The 16,106-nt window shown below is 70.4% G+C and carries 26 protein-coding genes; 4 read left to right on the forward strand and 22 right to left on the reverse strand.

What is annotated here, in order from left to right:
* Nucleotides 1–22: 22 nt before the first annotated feature.
* The 21 genes from AB0G11_RS29305 to AB0G11_RS29405 all read right to left on the reverse strand — a co-directional run bounded on the left by AB0G11_RS29305 (nucleotide 23) and on the right by AB0G11_RS29405 (nucleotide 12,161).
* Nucleotides 23–229, reverse strand: a complete 207-nt coding sequence (locus AB0G11_RS29305; protein ID WP_357589783.1) for a hypothetical protein — start codon at nucleotides 227–229, stop codon at nucleotides 23–25.
* On the reverse strand, nucleotides 226–531 hold the full coding sequence (locus AB0G11_RS29310; RefSeq protein WP_357589785.1) for a MerR family transcriptional regulator: 306 nt from the start codon (nucleotides 529–531) through the stop codon (nucleotides 226–228). The genes AB0G11_RS29305 and AB0G11_RS29310 overlap by 4 nt, the downstream gene beginning before the upstream one ends.
* Nucleotides 528–1,508 carry a DNA methyltransferase gene (locus AB0G11_RS29315; protein WP_357589787.1) on the reverse strand — a complete coding sequence of 327 codons (981 nt, stop codon included), beginning with the start codon at nucleotides 1,506–1,508 and terminating at the stop codon, nucleotides 528–530. The genes AB0G11_RS29310 and AB0G11_RS29315 overlap by 4 nt, the downstream gene beginning before the upstream one ends.
* The gene (locus AB0G11_RS29320; protein ID WP_357589788.1) at nucleotides 1,505–2,809 is read right to left on the reverse strand and encodes a DEAD/DEAH box helicase; all 1,305 of its coding nucleotides are present in this window, start codon (nucleotides 2,807–2,809) and stop codon (nucleotides 1,505–1,507) included. Before AB0G11_RS29320 ends, AB0G11_RS29315 begins: the two co-directional genes overlap by 4 nt.
* Nucleotides 2,806–3,903, reverse strand: a complete 1,098-nt coding sequence (gene dnaN / locus AB0G11_RS29325; protein WP_357589790.1) for a DNA polymerase III subunit beta — start codon at nucleotides 3,901–3,903, stop codon at nucleotides 2,806–2,808. Before dnaN ends, AB0G11_RS29320 begins: the two co-directional genes overlap by 4 nt.
* Nucleotides 3,900–4,166, reverse strand: a complete 267-nt coding sequence (locus AB0G11_RS29330) for a hypothetical protein (protein ID WP_357589792.1) — start codon at nucleotides 4,164–4,166, stop codon at nucleotides 3,900–3,902. The genes dnaN and AB0G11_RS29330 overlap by 4 nt, the downstream gene beginning before the upstream one ends.
* Entirely contained in the window at nucleotides 4,163–4,984 is an 822-nt protein-coding gene (locus tag AB0G11_RS29335) for a WhiB family transcriptional regulator (RefSeq protein ID WP_357589794.1), read from the reverse strand. Before AB0G11_RS29335 ends, AB0G11_RS29330 begins: the two co-directional genes overlap by 4 nt.
* Nucleotides 4,981–5,832 carry a hypothetical protein gene (locus AB0G11_RS29340; RefSeq protein WP_357589796.1) on the reverse strand — a complete coding sequence of 284 codons (852 nt, stop codon included), beginning with the start codon at nucleotides 5,830–5,832 and terminating at the stop codon, nucleotides 4,981–4,983. Before AB0G11_RS29340 ends, AB0G11_RS29335 begins: the two co-directional genes overlap by 4 nt.
* Complete coding sequence (locus tag AB0G11_RS29345; RefSeq protein ID WP_357589798.1) at nucleotides 5,829–6,149, reverse strand: hypothetical protein; 321 nt, start codon at nucleotides 6,147–6,149, stop codon at nucleotides 5,829–5,831. The genes AB0G11_RS29340 and AB0G11_RS29345 overlap by 4 nt, the downstream gene beginning before the upstream one ends.
* Nucleotides 6,146–7,246, reverse strand: coding sequence for a phage Gp37/Gp68 family protein (locus AB0G11_RS29350; protein ID WP_357589800.1), 1,101 nt, complete (start codon nucleotides 7,244–7,246; stop codon nucleotides 6,146–6,148). The genes AB0G11_RS29345 and AB0G11_RS29350 overlap by 4 nt, the downstream gene beginning before the upstream one ends.
* The gene (locus AB0G11_RS29355) at nucleotides 7,243–7,524 is read right to left on the reverse strand and encodes a hypothetical protein (RefSeq protein WP_357589802.1); all 282 of its coding nucleotides are present in this window, start codon (nucleotides 7,522–7,524) and stop codon (nucleotides 7,243–7,245) included. The genes AB0G11_RS29350 and AB0G11_RS29355 overlap by 4 nt, the downstream gene beginning before the upstream one ends.
* The gene (locus AB0G11_RS29360) at nucleotides 7,521–7,826 is read right to left on the reverse strand and encodes a hypothetical protein (protein WP_357589803.1); all 306 of its coding nucleotides are present in this window, start codon (nucleotides 7,824–7,826) and stop codon (nucleotides 7,521–7,523) included. Before AB0G11_RS29360 ends, AB0G11_RS29355 begins: the two co-directional genes overlap by 4 nt.
* On the reverse strand, nucleotides 7,823–8,392 hold the full coding sequence (locus tag AB0G11_RS29365) for a hypothetical protein (protein ID WP_357589805.1): 570 nt from the start codon (nucleotides 8,390–8,392) through the stop codon (nucleotides 7,823–7,825). Before AB0G11_RS29365 ends, AB0G11_RS29360 begins: the two co-directional genes overlap by 4 nt.
* Complete coding sequence (locus tag AB0G11_RS29370; protein ID WP_357589807.1) at nucleotides 8,389–8,760, reverse strand: hypothetical protein; 372 nt, start codon at nucleotides 8,758–8,760, stop codon at nucleotides 8,389–8,391. The genes AB0G11_RS29365 and AB0G11_RS29370 overlap by 4 nt, the downstream gene beginning before the upstream one ends.
* The gene (locus AB0G11_RS29375; RefSeq protein WP_357589809.1) at nucleotides 8,757–9,503 is read right to left on the reverse strand and encodes an ERF family protein; all 747 of its coding nucleotides are present in this window, start codon (nucleotides 9,501–9,503) and stop codon (nucleotides 8,757–8,759) included. Before AB0G11_RS29375 ends, AB0G11_RS29370 begins: the two co-directional genes overlap by 4 nt.
* Nucleotides 9,503–10,357, reverse strand: a complete 855-nt coding sequence (locus tag AB0G11_RS29380; protein WP_357589811.1) for a hypothetical protein — start codon at nucleotides 10,355–10,357, stop codon at nucleotides 9,503–9,505. Before AB0G11_RS29380 ends, AB0G11_RS29375 begins: the two co-directional genes overlap by 1 nt.
* A complete protein-coding gene (locus AB0G11_RS29385; RefSeq protein WP_357589813.1) occupies nucleotides 10,354–10,755 on the reverse strand; it encodes a hypothetical protein in 402 nt (133 codons plus the stop codon). Before AB0G11_RS29385 ends, AB0G11_RS29380 begins: the two co-directional genes overlap by 4 nt.
* Nucleotides 10,752–11,042, reverse strand: a complete 291-nt coding sequence (locus AB0G11_RS29390; protein ID WP_357589815.1) for a hypothetical protein — start codon at nucleotides 11,040–11,042, stop codon at nucleotides 10,752–10,754. Before AB0G11_RS29390 ends, AB0G11_RS29385 begins: the two co-directional genes overlap by 4 nt.
* Nucleotides 11,039–11,581 carry a hypothetical protein gene (locus AB0G11_RS29395; protein WP_357589817.1) on the reverse strand — a complete coding sequence of 181 codons (543 nt, stop codon included), beginning with the start codon at nucleotides 11,579–11,581 and terminating at the stop codon, nucleotides 11,039–11,041. The genes AB0G11_RS29390 and AB0G11_RS29395 overlap by 4 nt, the downstream gene beginning before the upstream one ends.
* Nucleotides 11,582–11,658: 77 nt before the next feature.
* On the reverse strand, nucleotides 11,659–11,856 hold the full coding sequence (locus tag AB0G11_RS29400; protein ID WP_357589819.1) for a hypothetical protein: 198 nt from the start codon (nucleotides 11,854–11,856) through the stop codon (nucleotides 11,659–11,661).
* Nucleotides 11,838–12,161, reverse strand: a complete 324-nt coding sequence (locus AB0G11_RS29405) for a helix-turn-helix transcriptional regulator (protein ID WP_357589821.1) — start codon at nucleotides 12,159–12,161, stop codon at nucleotides 11,838–11,840. Before AB0G11_RS29405 ends, AB0G11_RS29400 begins: the two co-directional genes overlap by 19 nt.
* A gap of 143 nt (nucleotides 12,162–12,304) precedes the next feature.
* Here AB0G11_RS29405 and AB0G11_RS29410 point away from each other — a divergent pair, with 143 nt between their 5' ends.
* From AB0G11_RS29410 to AB0G11_RS29420, 3 genes are all read left to right on the forward strand, one after another.
* Nucleotides 12,305–12,808 (forward strand): helix-turn-helix transcriptional regulator, encoded by a 504-nt coding sequence (locus AB0G11_RS29410; protein WP_357589823.1) that lies wholly within the window; start codon nucleotides 12,305–12,307, stop codon nucleotides 12,806–12,808.
* A gap of 145 nt (nucleotides 12,809–12,953) precedes the next feature.
* Complete coding sequence (locus AB0G11_RS29415; RefSeq protein WP_357589825.1) at nucleotides 12,954–13,397, forward strand: hypothetical protein; 444 nt, start codon at nucleotides 12,954–12,956, stop codon at nucleotides 13,395–13,397.
* Nucleotides 13,394–14,242 carry a hypothetical protein gene (locus AB0G11_RS29420; protein ID WP_357589827.1) on the forward strand — a complete coding sequence of 283 codons (849 nt, stop codon included), beginning with the start codon at nucleotides 13,394–13,396 and terminating at the stop codon, nucleotides 14,240–14,242. Before AB0G11_RS29415 ends, AB0G11_RS29420 begins: the two co-directional genes overlap by 4 nt.
* On the opposite strand, the gene AB0G11_RS29425 is transcribed toward AB0G11_RS29420, so the two are convergent.
* A complete protein-coding gene (locus AB0G11_RS29425) occupies nucleotides 14,239–14,439 on the reverse strand; it encodes a hypothetical protein (RefSeq protein ID WP_357589829.1) in 201 nt (66 codons plus the stop codon). The two genes, AB0G11_RS29420 and AB0G11_RS29425, sit on opposite strands and share 4 nt — an antisense overlap.
* A 363-nt stretch (nucleotides 14,440–14,802) precedes the next feature.
* Between AB0G11_RS29425 and AB0G11_RS29430 the strand changes: the two genes are divergently transcribed.
* On the forward strand, nucleotides 14,803–16,101 hold the full coding sequence (locus AB0G11_RS29430; protein ID WP_357589831.1) for a tyrosine-type recombinase/integrase: 1,299 nt from the start codon (nucleotides 14,803–14,805) through the stop codon (nucleotides 16,099–16,101).
* The last annotated feature ends 5 nt before the right edge of the window (nucleotides 16,102–16,106 follow it).

Consider the following 16,106-nt stretch of genomic DNA (forward strand, 5'->3'; position numbering starts at 1 on the left):
AGCGGGGCAGGTATTCGGAGGCTCATCGCCGCTTCCTCCTGCCGCTGCGCCGGCCGGGCCGGTGGCCGACGTGGAACCCGCCGCCGCAGTGGTTGCACTCGTAGGCCCGGATGCCGCCGCGGAATGTCCCGGCCTCGACCATCCGTTCGAGCGCCGCCAGCGCCTGCTGGAGGGTGGCGTGGCGGCGCTTCCCGACGCATTTCCGCCCCTTCGTCTCGGTGCCTTTCACGGCGCCTCCGACAGCAGGTCGGTGTCGATCGCGAGCACGATGCCGGGGGCGAGCCGGACGAGCGCCCGCCCCTCCTGGTGGGCGCGGGCCGCCTGCGCCGCCTTCTCGGGCGCGATGCCGGCCCGGGTGAGGCGCCGCATCAGGTCGGCGACGCGGAGCTCATCCTGCGACCAGACGCGGGCGTTGCCGGTGCCGCCGCTGTGGGTGGGCTGGAGCCAGCCGCGCCGCGTCCAGTGGTCGAGCTGGCGGTAGGTGAGGCCCTTCTTCAGGACCTCGTCGAGGGTGATGGGCCGGGCGCTCATGACGCGAACTCGTCCGCGTCGAAGAGGGCGGGGATCGCCATCTCGTGCTCGGCGGTCCTCAGGTTGTCGACGGCCGTCTTCCAGTACGAGCCCTTCAGCTCCACGCCAGCGAACCGGCGGCGCTGCTTGAGGGCGACGTAGCCCTCCGACCCGATCCCGGCGAACGGGCTGAGCACGAGCTCGCCCGGGTTGGACCACAGCCGCACGCAGCGCTCGATCAGGTCGAGTTGGAGCGGGCAGATGTGCCGCTCGTCGGCGTCCTCCTTCGCCACCCTCGTGTTGAGGGTGTTGGTCTCGCGGATGTCGTACCAGCACGGCCGCGGCATGGCGAGCCCCAGCTCCCGCATGGCCTCGATGGCCGCGGCGTCGCCGACGCTGGGCCAGATGGGGCGGGCCCATGCGATCCATTCCTCGTTGGTGACGTCGGTCTTGACCGGCACCTGGTTGTCGCCGGGCGCCCGGAACAGCAGCACGTAGTCGGCGAGCGCCGGACGGAGCGCGGAGGAGTCGCGCTCCTTGGTGACGAACAGCAGGCTCTGGCTCTTGGTGCGGATGGCCTGCGCCTGCGGGTCCTTGTCCACGGTGATCTCTCCGTGGAAGATCCAGCCCGCGTCCTGGAAGGCGGCGATGACCTGGCCGCGGAAGTCGGTCAGCCCGATGACGCCGTGCATCACCTTCTGCAGGGTGATCTGCTGGACGTGGACGCAGGCCAGCCGGCCGGGCGCGGTCACCCGCAACTGCTCGCGCACCACGTAGCTGTAGTGCTCGAAGAACTCGTCGCGGGATCCGGAGTTGGACAGGTCGCGCGGGCTGGGCGAGTAGTTGTAGAGCTGGGCGAACGGCGGGCTGCAGACGGACAGGCCGACGCTGCCGGTCTCGATCTCGGCGAGGCGCTCGCAGGCGTCGCCGAGCATGAGGTGCCAGCCGTCGCCGCGCGCGTCGTCGGTGACGTATCCGAGGTCGATGTCTGCGGTCACGAGGCGCTCCAGGTGGCTGAGGCGCGCATCTCGGCGACGAGGCCGCCGGTGATGGCGGCGGCCTCGCGCTCCTTGCGCGCGACGTTGGTGGCGATCTGGCCTTCGAGCTGGGACAGCACGATGTGGGCGTGGACGGGCCGGGTCTGGCCGTAGCGGTGGCAGCGGCGGATCGACTGGTAGTACTGCTCGTAGGAGTCGGACAGGCCGACGAACGCCATGCGGGCGCAGTGCTGCCAGTTGAGCCCGTAGGCGGCGATGCCGGGCTTGGTGATGAGGTGGCGGATCTGACCGTCGGCGAACGCCAGCAGGCGCTCGGCCTTCTCTTCGGGCTTCATCGACCCGTGCACGTTGACGGCGCCGGGGATGAGCTTGGCCAGGAGGGCGGCCTCGTCGTTGAGGCCGCACCACAGGATCCACGGCTCGTCCGGCTCGGCGGCCACCAGCTCTGCGGCCCGCTCGCAGCGGGCGTTCATGGTGGCTTTGCGGACCTTGGCCCGGCCGCCGACGCCGCCGAGGTCGACGGCGAACAACTGACCTTCGGGGACGACGTCGACGGGCAGCAGGTGCGGCCGGATGTCGAGGCCCGGCAGCACGTACCCGGTGTCGTCGCCGCCGATGTCGGACGGCCGGCGGACGGCGATCGCCCACGACGACATCCACCGGTACATCGGGCCGCGGGCGTGGCCTTTGACCCGCCACCCGTTCTGGTCGTGCACGAAGTAGCTGGAGAGCATCTCGCGGCGGGTGGCGGCGCCCAGGAATTCGGCGTGGTTGGCGAGTTCGGCGACGTCGTTGGGGGCGGGGGTCGCCGAGCATGCGAGCCGGTGGGGCACCCCCGCGAATTCGGCGATCATCCGGTCGCGGGTCTTGGAGGTGACGTCCTTGAGGATGGACGACTCGTCGAGGACGACTGCGCCGAACCCGGACGGGTCGAAGTGCGGGGTCATCTCGTAGTTGGTGACCCACACGCCGGGCCCGGCCGCCTCGCTCTCGGAGCGGACGTAGCGGGCGGTGACGCCGAGTTTGGCGGCCTCGCGGACGGTCTGCTGGCAGACGGCGAGCGGGGCGACGATGAGGGCCCGCTCGGCGGACAGCCGGGCCCACTCGATCTGCATGAACGTTTTGCCGAGTCCGGTGTCGGCCCACACGGCGGCCCGGCCGGTCTGGACGGCCCATGCGACGATGCGGCGCTGCCATTCGTGCAGGGTGGGGTGGACGTCGGCGACGTCGACGGCGGGGCCGACCGGCCTGGCCCGCTGCTGCTTGCGAGCCAGGAAGTCGGCGTAGCTGGCGGTGCTCATGCCTGCCTTAGCGACATGGCGACGTAGCGGTAGGTGGGGTCGTCGTCGCCGGTGACGAGGACCGGCTTGTGCGGCTCCAGCATCGAGATGGTGGCCACGTCGCCGGGAACGCCGGCCAGCCCGTCGAGGATGAACTGCGGCATGAATGAGACGGCGACCTCGTCGGTGCCGTCGAGGGTGCACGGCACCGCCTCGTTGCCGCGTCCGAGGTCGCCGCCGCCTGCCGACACCTCCACCTGCTCACCGGTGAACGCCAGCCGGACGGGGGTGTTCTTGTCGGCGACCAGCGTCACCCGCTTGATCGCCTCGATTAGCGGCGCGGCATCCACCCGGGCGAGGTGGGGCGCGTTGAGGAGGGCGAACGAGTTGCGGTATTTCACGAACTCGGTGTCGAGCAGGCGGGTCACCATCCGGCGCCCGCCGGAGGTGAGCGAGAACAAAGCGTCGTCGGCGCCGACGGCGACGGGGCCGTCGTGCAGGTGTTTGCCGACGTCGCGCAGCGTCTTGGCGGGCACCACCACGCCGACGGCCGGGCTGTCGGTGGTGGGCTGCCAGTCGATGCGGCGGGCGGCGATCCGGTACCGGTCGGTGGCGGCCATCTCCAGGCCGTGCTCGTCGATGTCGATGCGGACGCCGGTCAGCATGATGAGGGTTTCGTCGGGGCTGGCGGCGGGTGTGACTTGGGCGAGCGCGGTGCGCAGCGCGGCGGCGTCGACTTGGCCGAGCGGGGCGGGCGGCTGGGGAAGGGTGGGGTAGTCCTCGACGGGGAGCGTGTTGAGCGCGAACTCGGCGCCGCCGCATCGCAGCTCCAGCTCGGTGCCGGTGAGCGCGACTTCGACGGGCTTGGCGGGCAGGGCGGCGACGACGTGGGCGAGCAACCGCCCGGAGACGAGGGCGCGGCCGGGTTCGGCGACGTCGGCGGACGTGGTGGCGTCGGCGGAGGTGTCGTAGTCGAAGCCGGAGACGGTGACCTTGTCGTTGTCGGCGGTGATGAGGACGCCGGCGAGGATGGGTGTGGTGGGCCGCTGCGGTACGGCGCGGGCCGCCCAGGTGACGGCGGCGGCGAGGTCGTCGCGGTGGATGGTGAGTTTCATGCTGCGGCTCCGTTCTGGCCGTAGAGGGCGGCGTAGAGCTCGGGGTCGTGGGCGTGGAGGCAGGACTCGCAGACGTCGCCGGTGCGCGGGTCGAGCCAGCCGGCGCCCTCGCGCGGGTACGGCTCGACGCGGAGCAGGTCCTCGCATTCGGGGTCGAGGTGGCCGACGATCTGCCCGGTGTGGACGTTGACGCCGGCCGGGTACCAGGGCCGGATCCAGTAGGTGATGTCGCCGTCGACCTGGATCTTCGTGGTGGTGCTCACGCTGTGCTCCGTTCGGTCGGGAGTGCGCGTCCGCGCGCCAGGCGCTTGCGCTGGTGGGGTGTCGTGCCGGCCCAGATGCCGTCGACGCCGGGCATGTCGAGGGCGGCGGTGAGGCAGGCGTCGGCGAGGGGGCACCCCGCGCACACGGCACGCGCCTGCCGGACCTCTCTGTCGTAGGTGCGGCCGTAGGACCGCGGGAAGAACACCTCCGGGTCGGCGTCGCGGCAGGCGGCCCGCTCGTCTTGCGGGACGTTGAGGCCGCCCCGCGCCGGGTGCTGGCCGCTCCGTGAGGGCTGGCGCGTGGTGATGGGCACGACGGGCGCGAGTTCGCGCGGCTTGACGGGCTGTCCGGCGGGTTGGCCGCTGCCGGGGCACCGCGTGTCGTCGTTGATCGGCTGCCTGCTCTCGCGCGGGTGGGAGATGAACGTGCCGTCGGTGCGGAGCTGGATGTACGGCCGCTCGCAGTCGGGGCAGGGGGCGACTTGCCGCCGCCGCTCCCCCTTGTCGGTGTAGGCGGTGACGTATTCGGGCCCGCGCAGCCCGAGCGCGTCGAGCACGTCGGCGAGGTCCTGCACGGTGGCGCCGGCTTCGACGGCCCATCCGGCGAGCACCTGGCGGGCATCGTGCGGCGCGGTCGGCGCGGGGATGCGGGTGATCAGGATCGGGGAGGTGGTCGCTTTGCCGCGCCGGGCCGGAAGTTGGGCTGCTCTGGCTGCTCTGGCCCGCTGCTTGCGGACGGTGATGTCGTTGTTGACCTTCTCGTTCTGCAGCAGCCATTCGGCGTCGTGCCGGACGGCAGCTTTCGCGTAGCGGTTCATGCGGAACGCTCCAGTTCTGCCCGACGGCGGGCGGCTTGCCGCCGCAGCGTCTGCACGTATCCGGCCTGGACTCCGAGCCGCTGAGCTGCAGCCTCGGGGGTGCACCCGAATCGCGTGATCAGCTCTTCGGCGTTCTCGGCCAGCGCCTGCATGCGGGGGGTTTGGGCGCCTAGGTCGGGGCTCGCAGCGGGGTCGTCGATTTCGTCGTCGTCCCAGGCCAGGGGCGGGGCCCAGCCGCGCCGGGCCGCGTAGTGGCGGGCCCGACTGGCGGCGATCTTGTCCCGATGGTGGTCCTCGGGTGGCGCCTGGTTCCAGAGCCGGTCGTACAGGTCACGAACCAGCCGCGCGGAGGCCGCCGTCACCGGGCTGTCCCCGATGAGGCTGCCGAAGTTCCCGGGCGTCCAGCCGATCCTCTCGGCCAGCTTCGCCTGCGACCAGCCGATGGTGACGAGCGCCTGGAGGCGCCGCCGGGTGCCGGTCCCGTCGATGACGGTCTTGCCGGGCAGCAGGTCGAGGCCGGGCTCAATGGCCAGGATGGCGGCCGCGATCCGGGGACGGACCTTTGCCTGCGGTGCAGTGCCGCGTTCGGTGCGACCGTTGACGATCGCCTGGAGCCTCTTGCGATCCACACCTGCCACGGCCGCGATCGTTCGGAGACCGAGCGAACAGGACTGCAGGGCTCGGATGTGTTCGCGTACCGGGGCGGCGTCTACGAAGGGCTGCCAGGTGCCGTAGGCGATGGCACGGTTTCGGCGGGCGTTGTAGATGCTGGCGGCCCCAGCGCAGGGATAGCAGCGGCAGCCGTTGAGTCGGTAGGAGGCGTATGTGCCGTGGGCGCGGTCGGTCATCCGAGATTCACCGCCTTGGCGGACGCTGATTCACCGGTGACGAGGTCGGCGCCTTCGACGGCGACGTGGTGGACGGCCCAGCAGCCGAACGCGGCGATCGCGGCGGCGGACAAGCGCCGGTTGCGCCGGAGCTGGGCGGTGAGGGTGCCGTGGCCGGGGGCGTGTCGGAGGGCGGCCAGTTCGATGACGGCGAAGCTGCCGATGACGCCGAGGGCCCACCACGCCCATGCGCGCGGGTAGAGGGTGTTGGGGGTGGTGCCCGCCGCCGTGCGCGAGGGAAGCGCGGGCGCGGCGGCGGGAGTCTGGTGGTGGTTCATGCCGCGCCTGCCGTGGCGGCGGCGGGGTATTCGTCCCAGGTGCGGCCGTCGAGCTCACGACCGGCCTTGCCCTTCGGGTAGCGACGCATCACGATCGCCTCGGGCAGGTCCAGTCCCCACCCGCCCCACGGCCGCCCGCGCAGCTTGCCGTCGACGTTGACGACCTGGCAGGCGTCGTCGTTGGTGACGTGGCCGAAGATGGACTGGCCGTGGCTGGGGTGTGGCGGGCACCACGCCCCCCACTGCTTGAACAGGAACGGCACGCCCGCATCGACGCACTGGTCGCGGAGGCCGCGCGCCCAGTCGGGGTGCATCGGCCGCGCGCCCGGCCCGGACTCGCCGCCGGCGATGACCCAGTCGATGACGCCGGGCGCGGTCCCGCAGATCGTGCCGTCGGCGGCGGCTGTGATGTCGCCGGTGAGGCAGTCCAGGTGCGAGCCGAACCGCTTGGTCATGCGGCGCAGGTCGATGGGGCCGAGCAGCGGTTCGCAGGACAGGAAGCGGACGGCGGCCGGGGTGGCGAGGAGGCGGGGGATGCGCATGTCGGCGCGCTGCTGGTCCTCGACGGAGACGCCGAGCCAGACGTTGGGCAGGACGCGCGGGGCGCCGAGATGCTCGTTGAGCTGCTCGTCCTGCTGGATGTAGGCGACGGAGCCGCGTACGCCGCGCTGGCGTTCCTCGGTGGTGGGGGTGCGCCAGGCGATGCGGCGGACGATGGACAGCATGCGGTGGTGCCGCTTCGTCAGGATCTGGTAGGTGTGCTGGGGCGTGTTGGCCATGACGGTCCACACCCGGGCGATGAACTCTTCGGGCACGTGCTTGTGGAAGAGGTCGCTCATGGAGTTGACGAAGATGCGGCGGGGCTTTCGCCACTTCAGCGGCTGGTCGAGCCGCTCGGGCCGGAGCTGGACATCGAAGCCGTTCTCGAAGTGGTGACCGGGCGTGCCGCGCCACCGCTCGGCGAACGTCTTGGCGTAGCACTGGCCGGGCTTGTCGCCCTCCCATCGGGGTAGCCCACAGCCAGGTGAGACCTCGGTGCAGCCGGTGACGGGATTCCAGGTGGCGTCGGTCCATTCGATGCTGCTGTGGTCGCTCATGCTGTGCCGCCTCTCTGGCCCTGCGCGGGCTGCAGCTCGGGGTGGATGGCGAGGAAGTGCGCCCACAAGGCGTCGCTGCCGAGCGCCGCGAACTGGCCGTCCACGATCAGGCGGACGTGCTCGAACTCGGCGGCCCACACCTGCCGGGTGAGGGCGTCCTTGACGGCGTGGAGGCGGGCGCGTTCGCGGGCCCGCCGTCGGTCCCGGATCTCGTAGGCGGCGTTGACGGCGAGCAGCGCGGCGGCGGCGGTGACGGCGATGGCCAGGTCGGCGTTCACGAGCTGGCCGCCTCGCGCGCGCGGCGTTCCCGGATGGCGGTGCGGGTGGCCTGCCGGATGCTGTCCTGGATCTGGCTGGGGATGGCGCACAGCTCGGCGATGGTGAACGCGGCCCGCTCGCTGTCGGGGGCGAGCACCATCACCTCGGGCGGGAGGGTGCGCGGCTCCCAGGTGCGGCGGCTGCACCGTTCGGCCGCCTGCTCTTGGGTGAAGCGTCCGGCGGTCAGCCAGTTGGTGGTGTAGCCGCCGCTGGGGCCCCAGTAGGCGTGGTGGTGGTTCGACCAGACGAGGTAGGTGCTCACGACTCGGCCACCGCCTCCCGGGTGGCGGGCGTCCACAGTCGGCCGAGCTTCCCGTGCTTGACCACCAGCCCCTCGTCGGCCAGCTTGTTGAGCATCACGCGGGCGCGGCTCGAGGTGATGGTGCCGTTCAGCAGTTCCACGGCCCGGCGCGTGGTCCAGTCGCCCCCCTCACAGAGGACCGCCTCGCGCAGGATGTCCAGCCGAGTCTGTGCGACGTTTCCGCTCGCAGGCTTCGGCGTGGAGGTTCGTGCGGCGATCGACTGGCGGAGCGCATCACGCTCCCGTTCGGCCCTTTCGGCGCGATCCCGCCACCGGTCCCTGTCCGCTCGGGCATCGTCCCGTTCGATCCGCACGAGCTTCGTGAGGCTGTCCACGATCCGCTTGCCAGCCGCGATCTTGGACGGATTGGCCCCGATGAGGAGTGCTGCGTTCTCCTCGCGGAGCCGCTCCAGTTCCTCGTCTCGTACGGCGATGACCAGGTCGAGCGTGTGCGCAAGGTCAATGTCGTCGAGGGTGTTAGTTGCGGCGAGCGCTTCGGCGTAGCGCTGGCGGAGGTTCTCGCTCATGCTGCGAGCACCTCCAGCGCGGCGTCCGTCAGCCCGGCGATGACAGCGGCGGCGTCCCGCTCGTCCGACCACCGGCCCATCGACTCCGCGTACGCCTCGTCGTGGCACAGGCCCAGCGCGTCGATCAGCAGGTCGGCCGTGTCCAGCACCAGCCGCCACTGGCCGGTCGCGTCCCGGTCGTCCTCCCAGGTGTGCGGGTCGAACCCGCCGGCGATGGCGAGCGCGCCGAGCACGTCGACCGGGGCCTCGCGCGGGTCCTTGCCGCTGGCCTTGTCGTAGTAGTTGCCGTACGCCTTGCCCTGCCGTTCGATGACGTCGGCGGCGGCCAGCGCGACGGCGGCCGGGGTCAGGTTCAGGGTGATGGTCATGATGTCTCCGCAGGAGTGGGTGAGGTGGCGGGCTGGTCGGCTTCGCGCTGCAGCCGGTCGATGACCTGGCTGGCTTCGGCGCGGGTCAGCTCGGCGCGGGAGGTGACCTGGTTGTCGTCGGGACGCTGCAGCACCTCGTTGACGAGGGCGAGCGCGCTGGCTCGATCGGTGATGCCGTGCTCGCGCATGAGCGCCCCCAGCTTCTGCTGCTGCGCTTCGGTGATCGCGGATCCGGTGGGCGGCACCGACTGCTGACGGGCGCGCTGAGCGGTCGGCGCGGGGACGCTGTGGCCGTGGGTCGTCGGCGTCTGCCGGTGGGCACGCTGGGCGGTCCGGCCGTGGGCTGCCTGCCCGTCGTCGTCCTCGTCCTCGGCGGCGATGCCCGTGATGGCCAGCAGCACGTAGCGGCGCGCGTACGTGATCGCGCTGCCCATTTGCATGGGGTTCTCGGACAGCTTGAGCGGGTACTCGCCGGAGTTCTCGGTGCCGGAGGCGACGTGCTTGAGGCTGTACTGGAGCACGAACTTGGGGTCGTCGGCCCGGAGCGTCGGCTTGGTGGTGTACACGCAGCCGAGCTCGTTGAGCCGCGACAGGACGACGGCGTTGACCTGGACGAGGTCGGCGTAGCGGGTCTTCTGGTTGCCGACCTGCCCCTGCTTGTTCTTCTCCAGCACGGGCGGGTCGGCCTGGAGGATGAGCAGGGCCTCGTCCAGCGTCTTCGGTGCGGGAGTATCGGCGGCCATCAGAACAGCGCCTCCGAGTCGTCCTCGGTGGCCCGGGTCAGCACGTACCGCGACGCCGTCGGCGGGAAGATCGGCTCGCCGACCAGGTCGCGCAGGCCGCCCATGATCCGGGCGACCTCCTTGACGTACAGGAAGTCCCGGTAGACGTCCTCGCCGCACTCCAGCGGCACGAAGGAGTAGCTGCCGTCGGGCCGCAGGTGGATGCCGGCGCAGAAGTCCACCGGCGGCATGTCGATGACCTCCCCGTCGGGAAGGATCAGGTACTCGGAATGCCGGTAGGGCGCGAGCTGCAGCGCGTCCTCGCCGAAGATTCCGCTGCGGCTGGTCTTCCAGTCGAGCAGTCCTCGGCAGAACCCGTCGCTGTCGCGCGGGACGTGGTCGTACTCGGGCATGTCGGGCAGGAGCACGTCGGCGATGAGGTCGGTGGTGCCGACGTGCCGGTGCGTCTCGGAGTAGACGACGGCCTCGACGTGGACGGCGCGCACCTGGAAGTCGTCGAGGAAGGCGACGCACGCCTGCACGTATCCGTCGAGTCCGTCGGGGATGGTGACCGTCTCGCCGGCGATGAGGCGTTCGGCGAGCTTGTGGACTTGGGTGCCCCGGTTGGCGGCGGCGTCGCGCTTCTCGTACCGGCCGCCCTTGATCTTCTTGAAGCGCTCGGAGAGCGGCAGTTTGGCGAGGTTGTCCCAGTTGTCGAGGACGTATTCGGCGGTGGCGTCTCCGGCCCAGTTGAGCAGGCCGGGCTTGGGGAGGCCGTCGCCTTTGATGGTGGTGACGCCGGGGACTCGTTCGTTGCCTGCGTCTTCGTCGATGTACCAGTGGTTGCGGCCGTTCCGCTTCTTCACGATCTTCACGACGGGTCGTCCTGTTCCGCCCGATAGCCGTCTTCGGCTTCGGCTCCGATGTCGGGACCACCTCGCACGCTGGGCCGGGAGCCGATGCTCGCGGGAAGGTCCTTCTTGAGGAAGGCGGCCCAGACGGTGACTCTCACGCCGTCGACGTAGCTGGTCACGCTGACGCTTCCGCCGGTCTGGTTCTCGTATCGCTTGCTCACGATCTCGGCGTCGAGGTGGTCGGCCCACATCTGCAGCCTGTCGAGCTTGATGGCTGCCGGGGTGCTCAGCAGGCCCAACTGGCCTTCGAGTCGGGGGGCGCTGTAGTGCTCGCTGATCGTCCACGTGGCTTGCGGCAGGTCCTCGCCGAGCAGGGCGACGAGCACCCGGGCGGCGCGCTGCTGCATTCGGGCGTTCACGACGCGACCGCCTCTCCCGCGAGGGTGGCCAGCCAGTCGGCGACGCGCACGCACTGCACCGTCTCGCCGACGCGCGCCCGCACCGTGCCGACGCTCGGAGCGCTTGGGGTGCGGCAGACCGTCGAGCCGAAGAACAGCAGCTCGCCGGGGCCGGGGCTGTACGTGCGGGTGACCTTGACGATCAGGTCGTCGGAGGCAACCAGGTGGCCGAAGCCGACCTTGTCGGCGTCCACCGGCACGGTGGGCAGCGGGCACGTCGCAGCGATCGGAGCGGCGGGGGCGCTCACGCGGAAACCGCCTGCACGGTCGCGGAGTCGGAGGCCTGAAGGTCGCGGCGGGCCCGCACGATCAGCCGGGCCGCCAGGCGGGGAGCCTCATGCAGCGGCAGGTGCGGCCACGCCGCGCGGACCGCCGACACCAGCGCGAACCGCAGCGCGTCAGCGGTCGCGCCCGCGTCGATCTGCTCGGCGACGTGCGCGGCGATCACGGCCAGCGCCCGCCCGACCGGGCTGTCGTCCCGGGCCTGCGTCTTCTTCCACTCCACCAGCTCGGCCACGGAAGGGCTGGGCAGCAGCGACAGCAGGAGCTGCAGCAGCTCGGCGGCGGCGTCGTCCAGCGGCAGCGGCTGCTGACCGGAGGTGATGAGCGCGATCAGGTCGATGTGGTCCTGGCCGAGGCCCGGCCATGTGGCCAGCCTGACGAGGGCGGTCCTGTCGTGGGCGGTGAGGGTGGTGTAGTCGCGGAGCTGCACGTCCCAGACGGCCCGCCTCATGTCGGCGAGGTCGCCTAGCGTGAAGTCGGCGGGGAGTTCTGCGATGCTGGTCATGGCTTTGCGTCCCTTGCTCGTGAGGGATTGCGGGTCGGGCGGGCCCATCCGGTTGCAGCGGGTGGGTCCGCGGCCGTTCAGGCGGCGTCTGCGTCGGTGGTGCAGCAGGCGTCCATGTAGGGGCGGAGGATTGCGGCGATCCGGTCGCACTGTGCGGGCGTGGGGCGGTCGCCGCGCTGCCTGCACGCGGCCCGGCCCGCCTCGTAGACGTCTTCCGGGGTGCGGATGCGACGGGCAGGCGCGATGTCGGCGGCGCTCACGAGGCACGCTCGCACGCGTCGTCGTAGGCGAGCTGGTCGAGTTCGCTGGCCGACGGGGGGTCGCGGAGCACCGACCGGAGGTTGACGGTGAGGGCGTTGGCGAGGCGGTTGAGCACCTCGACGGAGACGTCCCGGTGCTCGTTCTCGATGTTGGCCAGGGCCGAGTAGCTGATGCCCACCTGCTTGGCGAGGGCGGAGCGCTTCACGCCGGCCTTGCATCGGAAGTCGCGAAGGGCGGAGCCGTTCTGCCGGAGCTTTCGTTCCGGAACGTTCCGATTCTCTCCTGTTCCCATGCGGCGAGAGTAGGAATAGATCTGCATAGGTGTCAAGAGCGAATAGGCGAGAACCGGCGAGCCGTAACCTGCTTGTTACTGATCGCTCTACCAGTGCAGGCCCAGGTGGGGTTACTGGGGGCAAACCCGGGTGTCAGGGTCGCTTGATTGTTCCTACCTATTCCGAGACGATGACAGTCATGGTTGGCGAGGACAGGCAACGGCTGGCGGACTACGTCATCCGGCGCCGAGTAGCTATGGGCTACAAGACCCGCGAGGATTTCGCCGCGGCCGTCAGGCTGAGCGTGCGCACCCTCGGCGACATCGAGCGCGCACGGCGGCCGGTCGCGGCGTCGACCGTCGCCGCCGTCGAGGAGTTCCTGCGCTGGCAGCCCGGATCGTTCACGGCGATCCTGGCCGGCGGCGAGCCGGAGCTGGTCGACGAAGAGAGCGAGCCGTCGTCGGCGGCCACGCCTCCAGCCTCAGCCCCGGAGCGCCCTGCCGCGCCGGAGGAGCTCATCGAGGGCAACCCGGACCTGCGCGCCATCTGGAATGGGCTGGCCGACATCGCGCAGCTCACCCCGGACGAACGCATCCACATGTTCACGCTGGTGAGGGTCCTGCGTCAGGCATCCCTGTCGGGGGGTTCGGCCTCCGCGCCGACTGACCCTCTGCGCCGGAGGCCCGCAGTCTGAGGTCGGACACTAAAGCCCGATAGATCTCAGTCCTATAACGGGGGTTCAAAAGAGCTCTCCGGGTACAGAATGGGACGACGCTGTAAAAAGGGGCGTGTGTGGGGGCTGCCCTTGGAAGATTTATGGCTTCGTCCCGAGGTGCCTCATGTCCGTGCCCGTCCCCCATCCGCAGTCCGGCGACGACATTGCAACGCTCCAGCGGCTCCAAGGCCGCATCAAGGCGATCAACTCGCTGCTGGCGTGGCAGACCCGCATAGCGGCTGAGCATGAGCGGCTCGCCTGCGAGAACGCGTCGCTACGCGTGCAGCTCGACGCCGCCCACCACCTGATCCAGTCGTACCAGTACGCGCTGGCGCTCGACCCGGACGAGGCCCCGCCGGAGCAGCTCGTCATCGCCTGGCACACCGGCAGCGAGGACTGCATCCCGGTGGCGGTCCAGGTGGACGACACGGAGTGGGTGGTCGTGGTGGACGGTAGGCCGCGCGTCCCGAACCCGGTCGCCGAGTGGCACGACTGGCAGCGCATGAAGGCGATCTTCCGGAGGATCAACGCACAGGTAGCACAGCTCAGCACGGAGGGGGAGCAGTGACGTCGGACGCTTTGGTGGTGTACGAGGACCTGCCCGAGGGGGTCGAGGTCATGCTGGGGCAGCGGAATGGCCGCGACGTCATCGTCATCGACGAGAAGCTGTCGCGGGTGGAGCGCCATCGCGCCCACGCGGCGGGGAAGGCGAAGCTGAAGGCGCTGCGCGGCCAGAAGATTCTGATGCCGCTGGCGCTGCTCACGGAGTGGGGGACGAAGGTGAAGGAGTTAGCCCCGTCCGTCCGCGGCCCGGCTACGACGCTCGCAGGCGGTGCGATGGCGATGTCTCTGGCGGTCGCGAGTCCCTCGTGGCCGGGCGAGGATCCGCGTCGGCCGGATCTGCGTCTGGCGCTGCCGACGCCGACCAGCGAGACGCGCACGCCCACCGCGGAGGTGACGGTGTCGCCGGTCCGCCACGATCCGGCGCCGTCGGCCAAGTCGTCCACCCGCCCGCCCCGGATCGTGGCGCCGGTGGTGGACGACGCGGAGCCGGTGCAGCCGTCCCCCGCCCCGACGCCGACGAGCGACGAGCGGCCGGAGCCACAGGAGCCTGAGACGGAGTCGGAGCCGTCGGCGGTCGAGGCGGAGACGCCGACCAGGAAGGCTCGCCCCCGCCCGCGGAAGGACACCTCCGCGGCGCCGGCCGGAGAGCAGGACGCCCCGGCCAAGTCAGCGTCCGACCTGCCGAAGGCGACCGTCCCGCCGGTCGTGGACGTCGACACGCCAGCCCCCGCGCCGGAGGCGCCGAAGGTGAAGAAGCCGCGCCTGGATGTGCCGCTCGTCGACACCGGCAACTGCGACGGGGTTGTGAACGTCGACGTGAAGCTGCTGCCGAAGGTGTGTGTGGGCTAGCTCTGCTGGGCGGCCTGGTCGGCGAGGCGCTGCTCTTCGAGGTAGGCGATCACGTCGGACTTCCAGGCGAACAGCCTCTTGCCTGATCTCCAGAGGTAGCTGGTCCGGCGGTGCTGGCGCATCCATCGCTCGGTCTTCTCGGTGCGCCGGGTGAGGGCGCACACCTCTTCGGGGAAGGTGAGCAGCACGTCGTTCATGCGGTCGGGGCCGGCGGAGCTTTTCCGGCTGGCCGGTCGGGCGCTGGTACGGTTCGCCATAGCGTGCCTTGCCTTTCGTCTGGGCGACGGTCGAGGTCTCGCGCTGCTGGGCCTGGCGGGAAGGTGAGAGCTTCCGCCGGGCCCGCCCCTTTCCTGGCCTCCCGTGCAAGCCAGGAGAGAACAGGAAAGATCTGGCGAGCAACACTCTAGAACACGCACTCGACCGTGCGCTACACGCGCGAAGCGGTTACACGGATCTCCCCCCGAGGCCACGTAGGACTTTTGCCACAAATCCATGTACGGCCCGGCATGGAAGTTGAATAGGGAGCGTCGGCCCAGATCAGGCGATGCGGAGGTAGCCACATGGCGCACGTTGAGGATCGCTGGATGCGGAAGAAGCGCGGCCCAGACGGCAAGGTCGAGTACGACGCCAAGGGCAAGCCTGTCCTCGAACGCCACCCCGAGCGGTACGGCCGGGGCAAGCGCTGGCGCCTGCGCTACTACGTGGACGGCAGCGAGCGGAACGAGTCGTTCGTCAGGAAGGCCGACGCGGACAACCGGAAGGACGAGGTGGCGGCGGATCTGCTGCGCGGCACCTACATCGACCCGAACGCGGGCAAGGTGACCTTCTTCAAGCAGGCCGAGGAGGTCGTCGAGAACCGGACCCTTGACCCGGCATCCCGGGTCAAGATGCGGGAGCGGCTGGCCACGCACGTCTATCCGGTCATCGGTTCGGCCGAGCTCGGCATGCTGTCCCGGCGCCCCTCCCTGATTCAGAAGGTCGTCAAGAGTATGGAGTCGGGGGGCCTGGCTCCGAAAACCATCGAGGTCATCATGGCGCACGTCCGCCTGGTCTTCTCGGTGGCGATCGATGACGAGCTCATCGTGAAGAACCCGGTGAAGTCGAGCACGGTCAAGCTGCCGAAGGTGGTGAGCAAGAAGCTCACGCCGTGGACGGAGGATCAGCTCTTCGGTGTGGCCGACGTGCTGCCGGAGCGCTACCAGGCCACGGTCGACGCTGGCTCGGGGCTCGGGCTGCGCCAGGGCGAGATTTTCGGCTTCGGCCCTGACGACGTGGACTGGCTGCGCGGCGTGGCCCATGTGCGGCGCCAGCTCAAGCTTCTGAAAGGCGGCCCGCTCGTGTTCGCGCCGCCGAAGGGCGGTAAGCCGCGCGACGTCCCGCTGGCGGAGAGCGTCAAGGTGGCGCTGTCGGAGCACATGCGACGGTTCGAGCCGGTCGAGGCGACGTTGCCGTGGGTCAAGGAGGACGGGAAGCCGACGAAGGTTCGGCTGTTCTTCTCCAACACCCTAGGCCGGCAGGTGCACCCGGGGACGTTCCTGAAGGTGTGGCACCGGGCGCTCGTTGATGCGGGGGTCGTGCCGAAGCTGGCTGCCGGTGAGAAGCGCGACCTGGTGCATCGGGAGCACGGCATGCACATGCTGCGCCACTACTTCGCGAGCGTGCTGCTGACGGAGGGCGAGAGCCCGAAGGCGGTCGCCGACTGGTTGGGGCATTCGGATGGCGGCGTGCTGCTGTTGCGGACATACGCGCACCTGATGCCGAAGTCGGAGGAGCGGATGCGGATGGTCATCGACGGCGCCCTGCGCCGTCGCGGATCTCTCTCAGACGGCCCGGATACGGCCCACGGCCTGATTGGATGAACGTT

The sequence above is a fragment of the Nonomuraea sp. NPDC023979 genome, assembly GCF_040639085.1.
Taxonomy (GTDB): Bacteria; Actinomycetota; Actinomycetes; order Streptosporangiales; family Streptosporangiaceae; genus Nonomuraea; species Nonomuraea ceibae.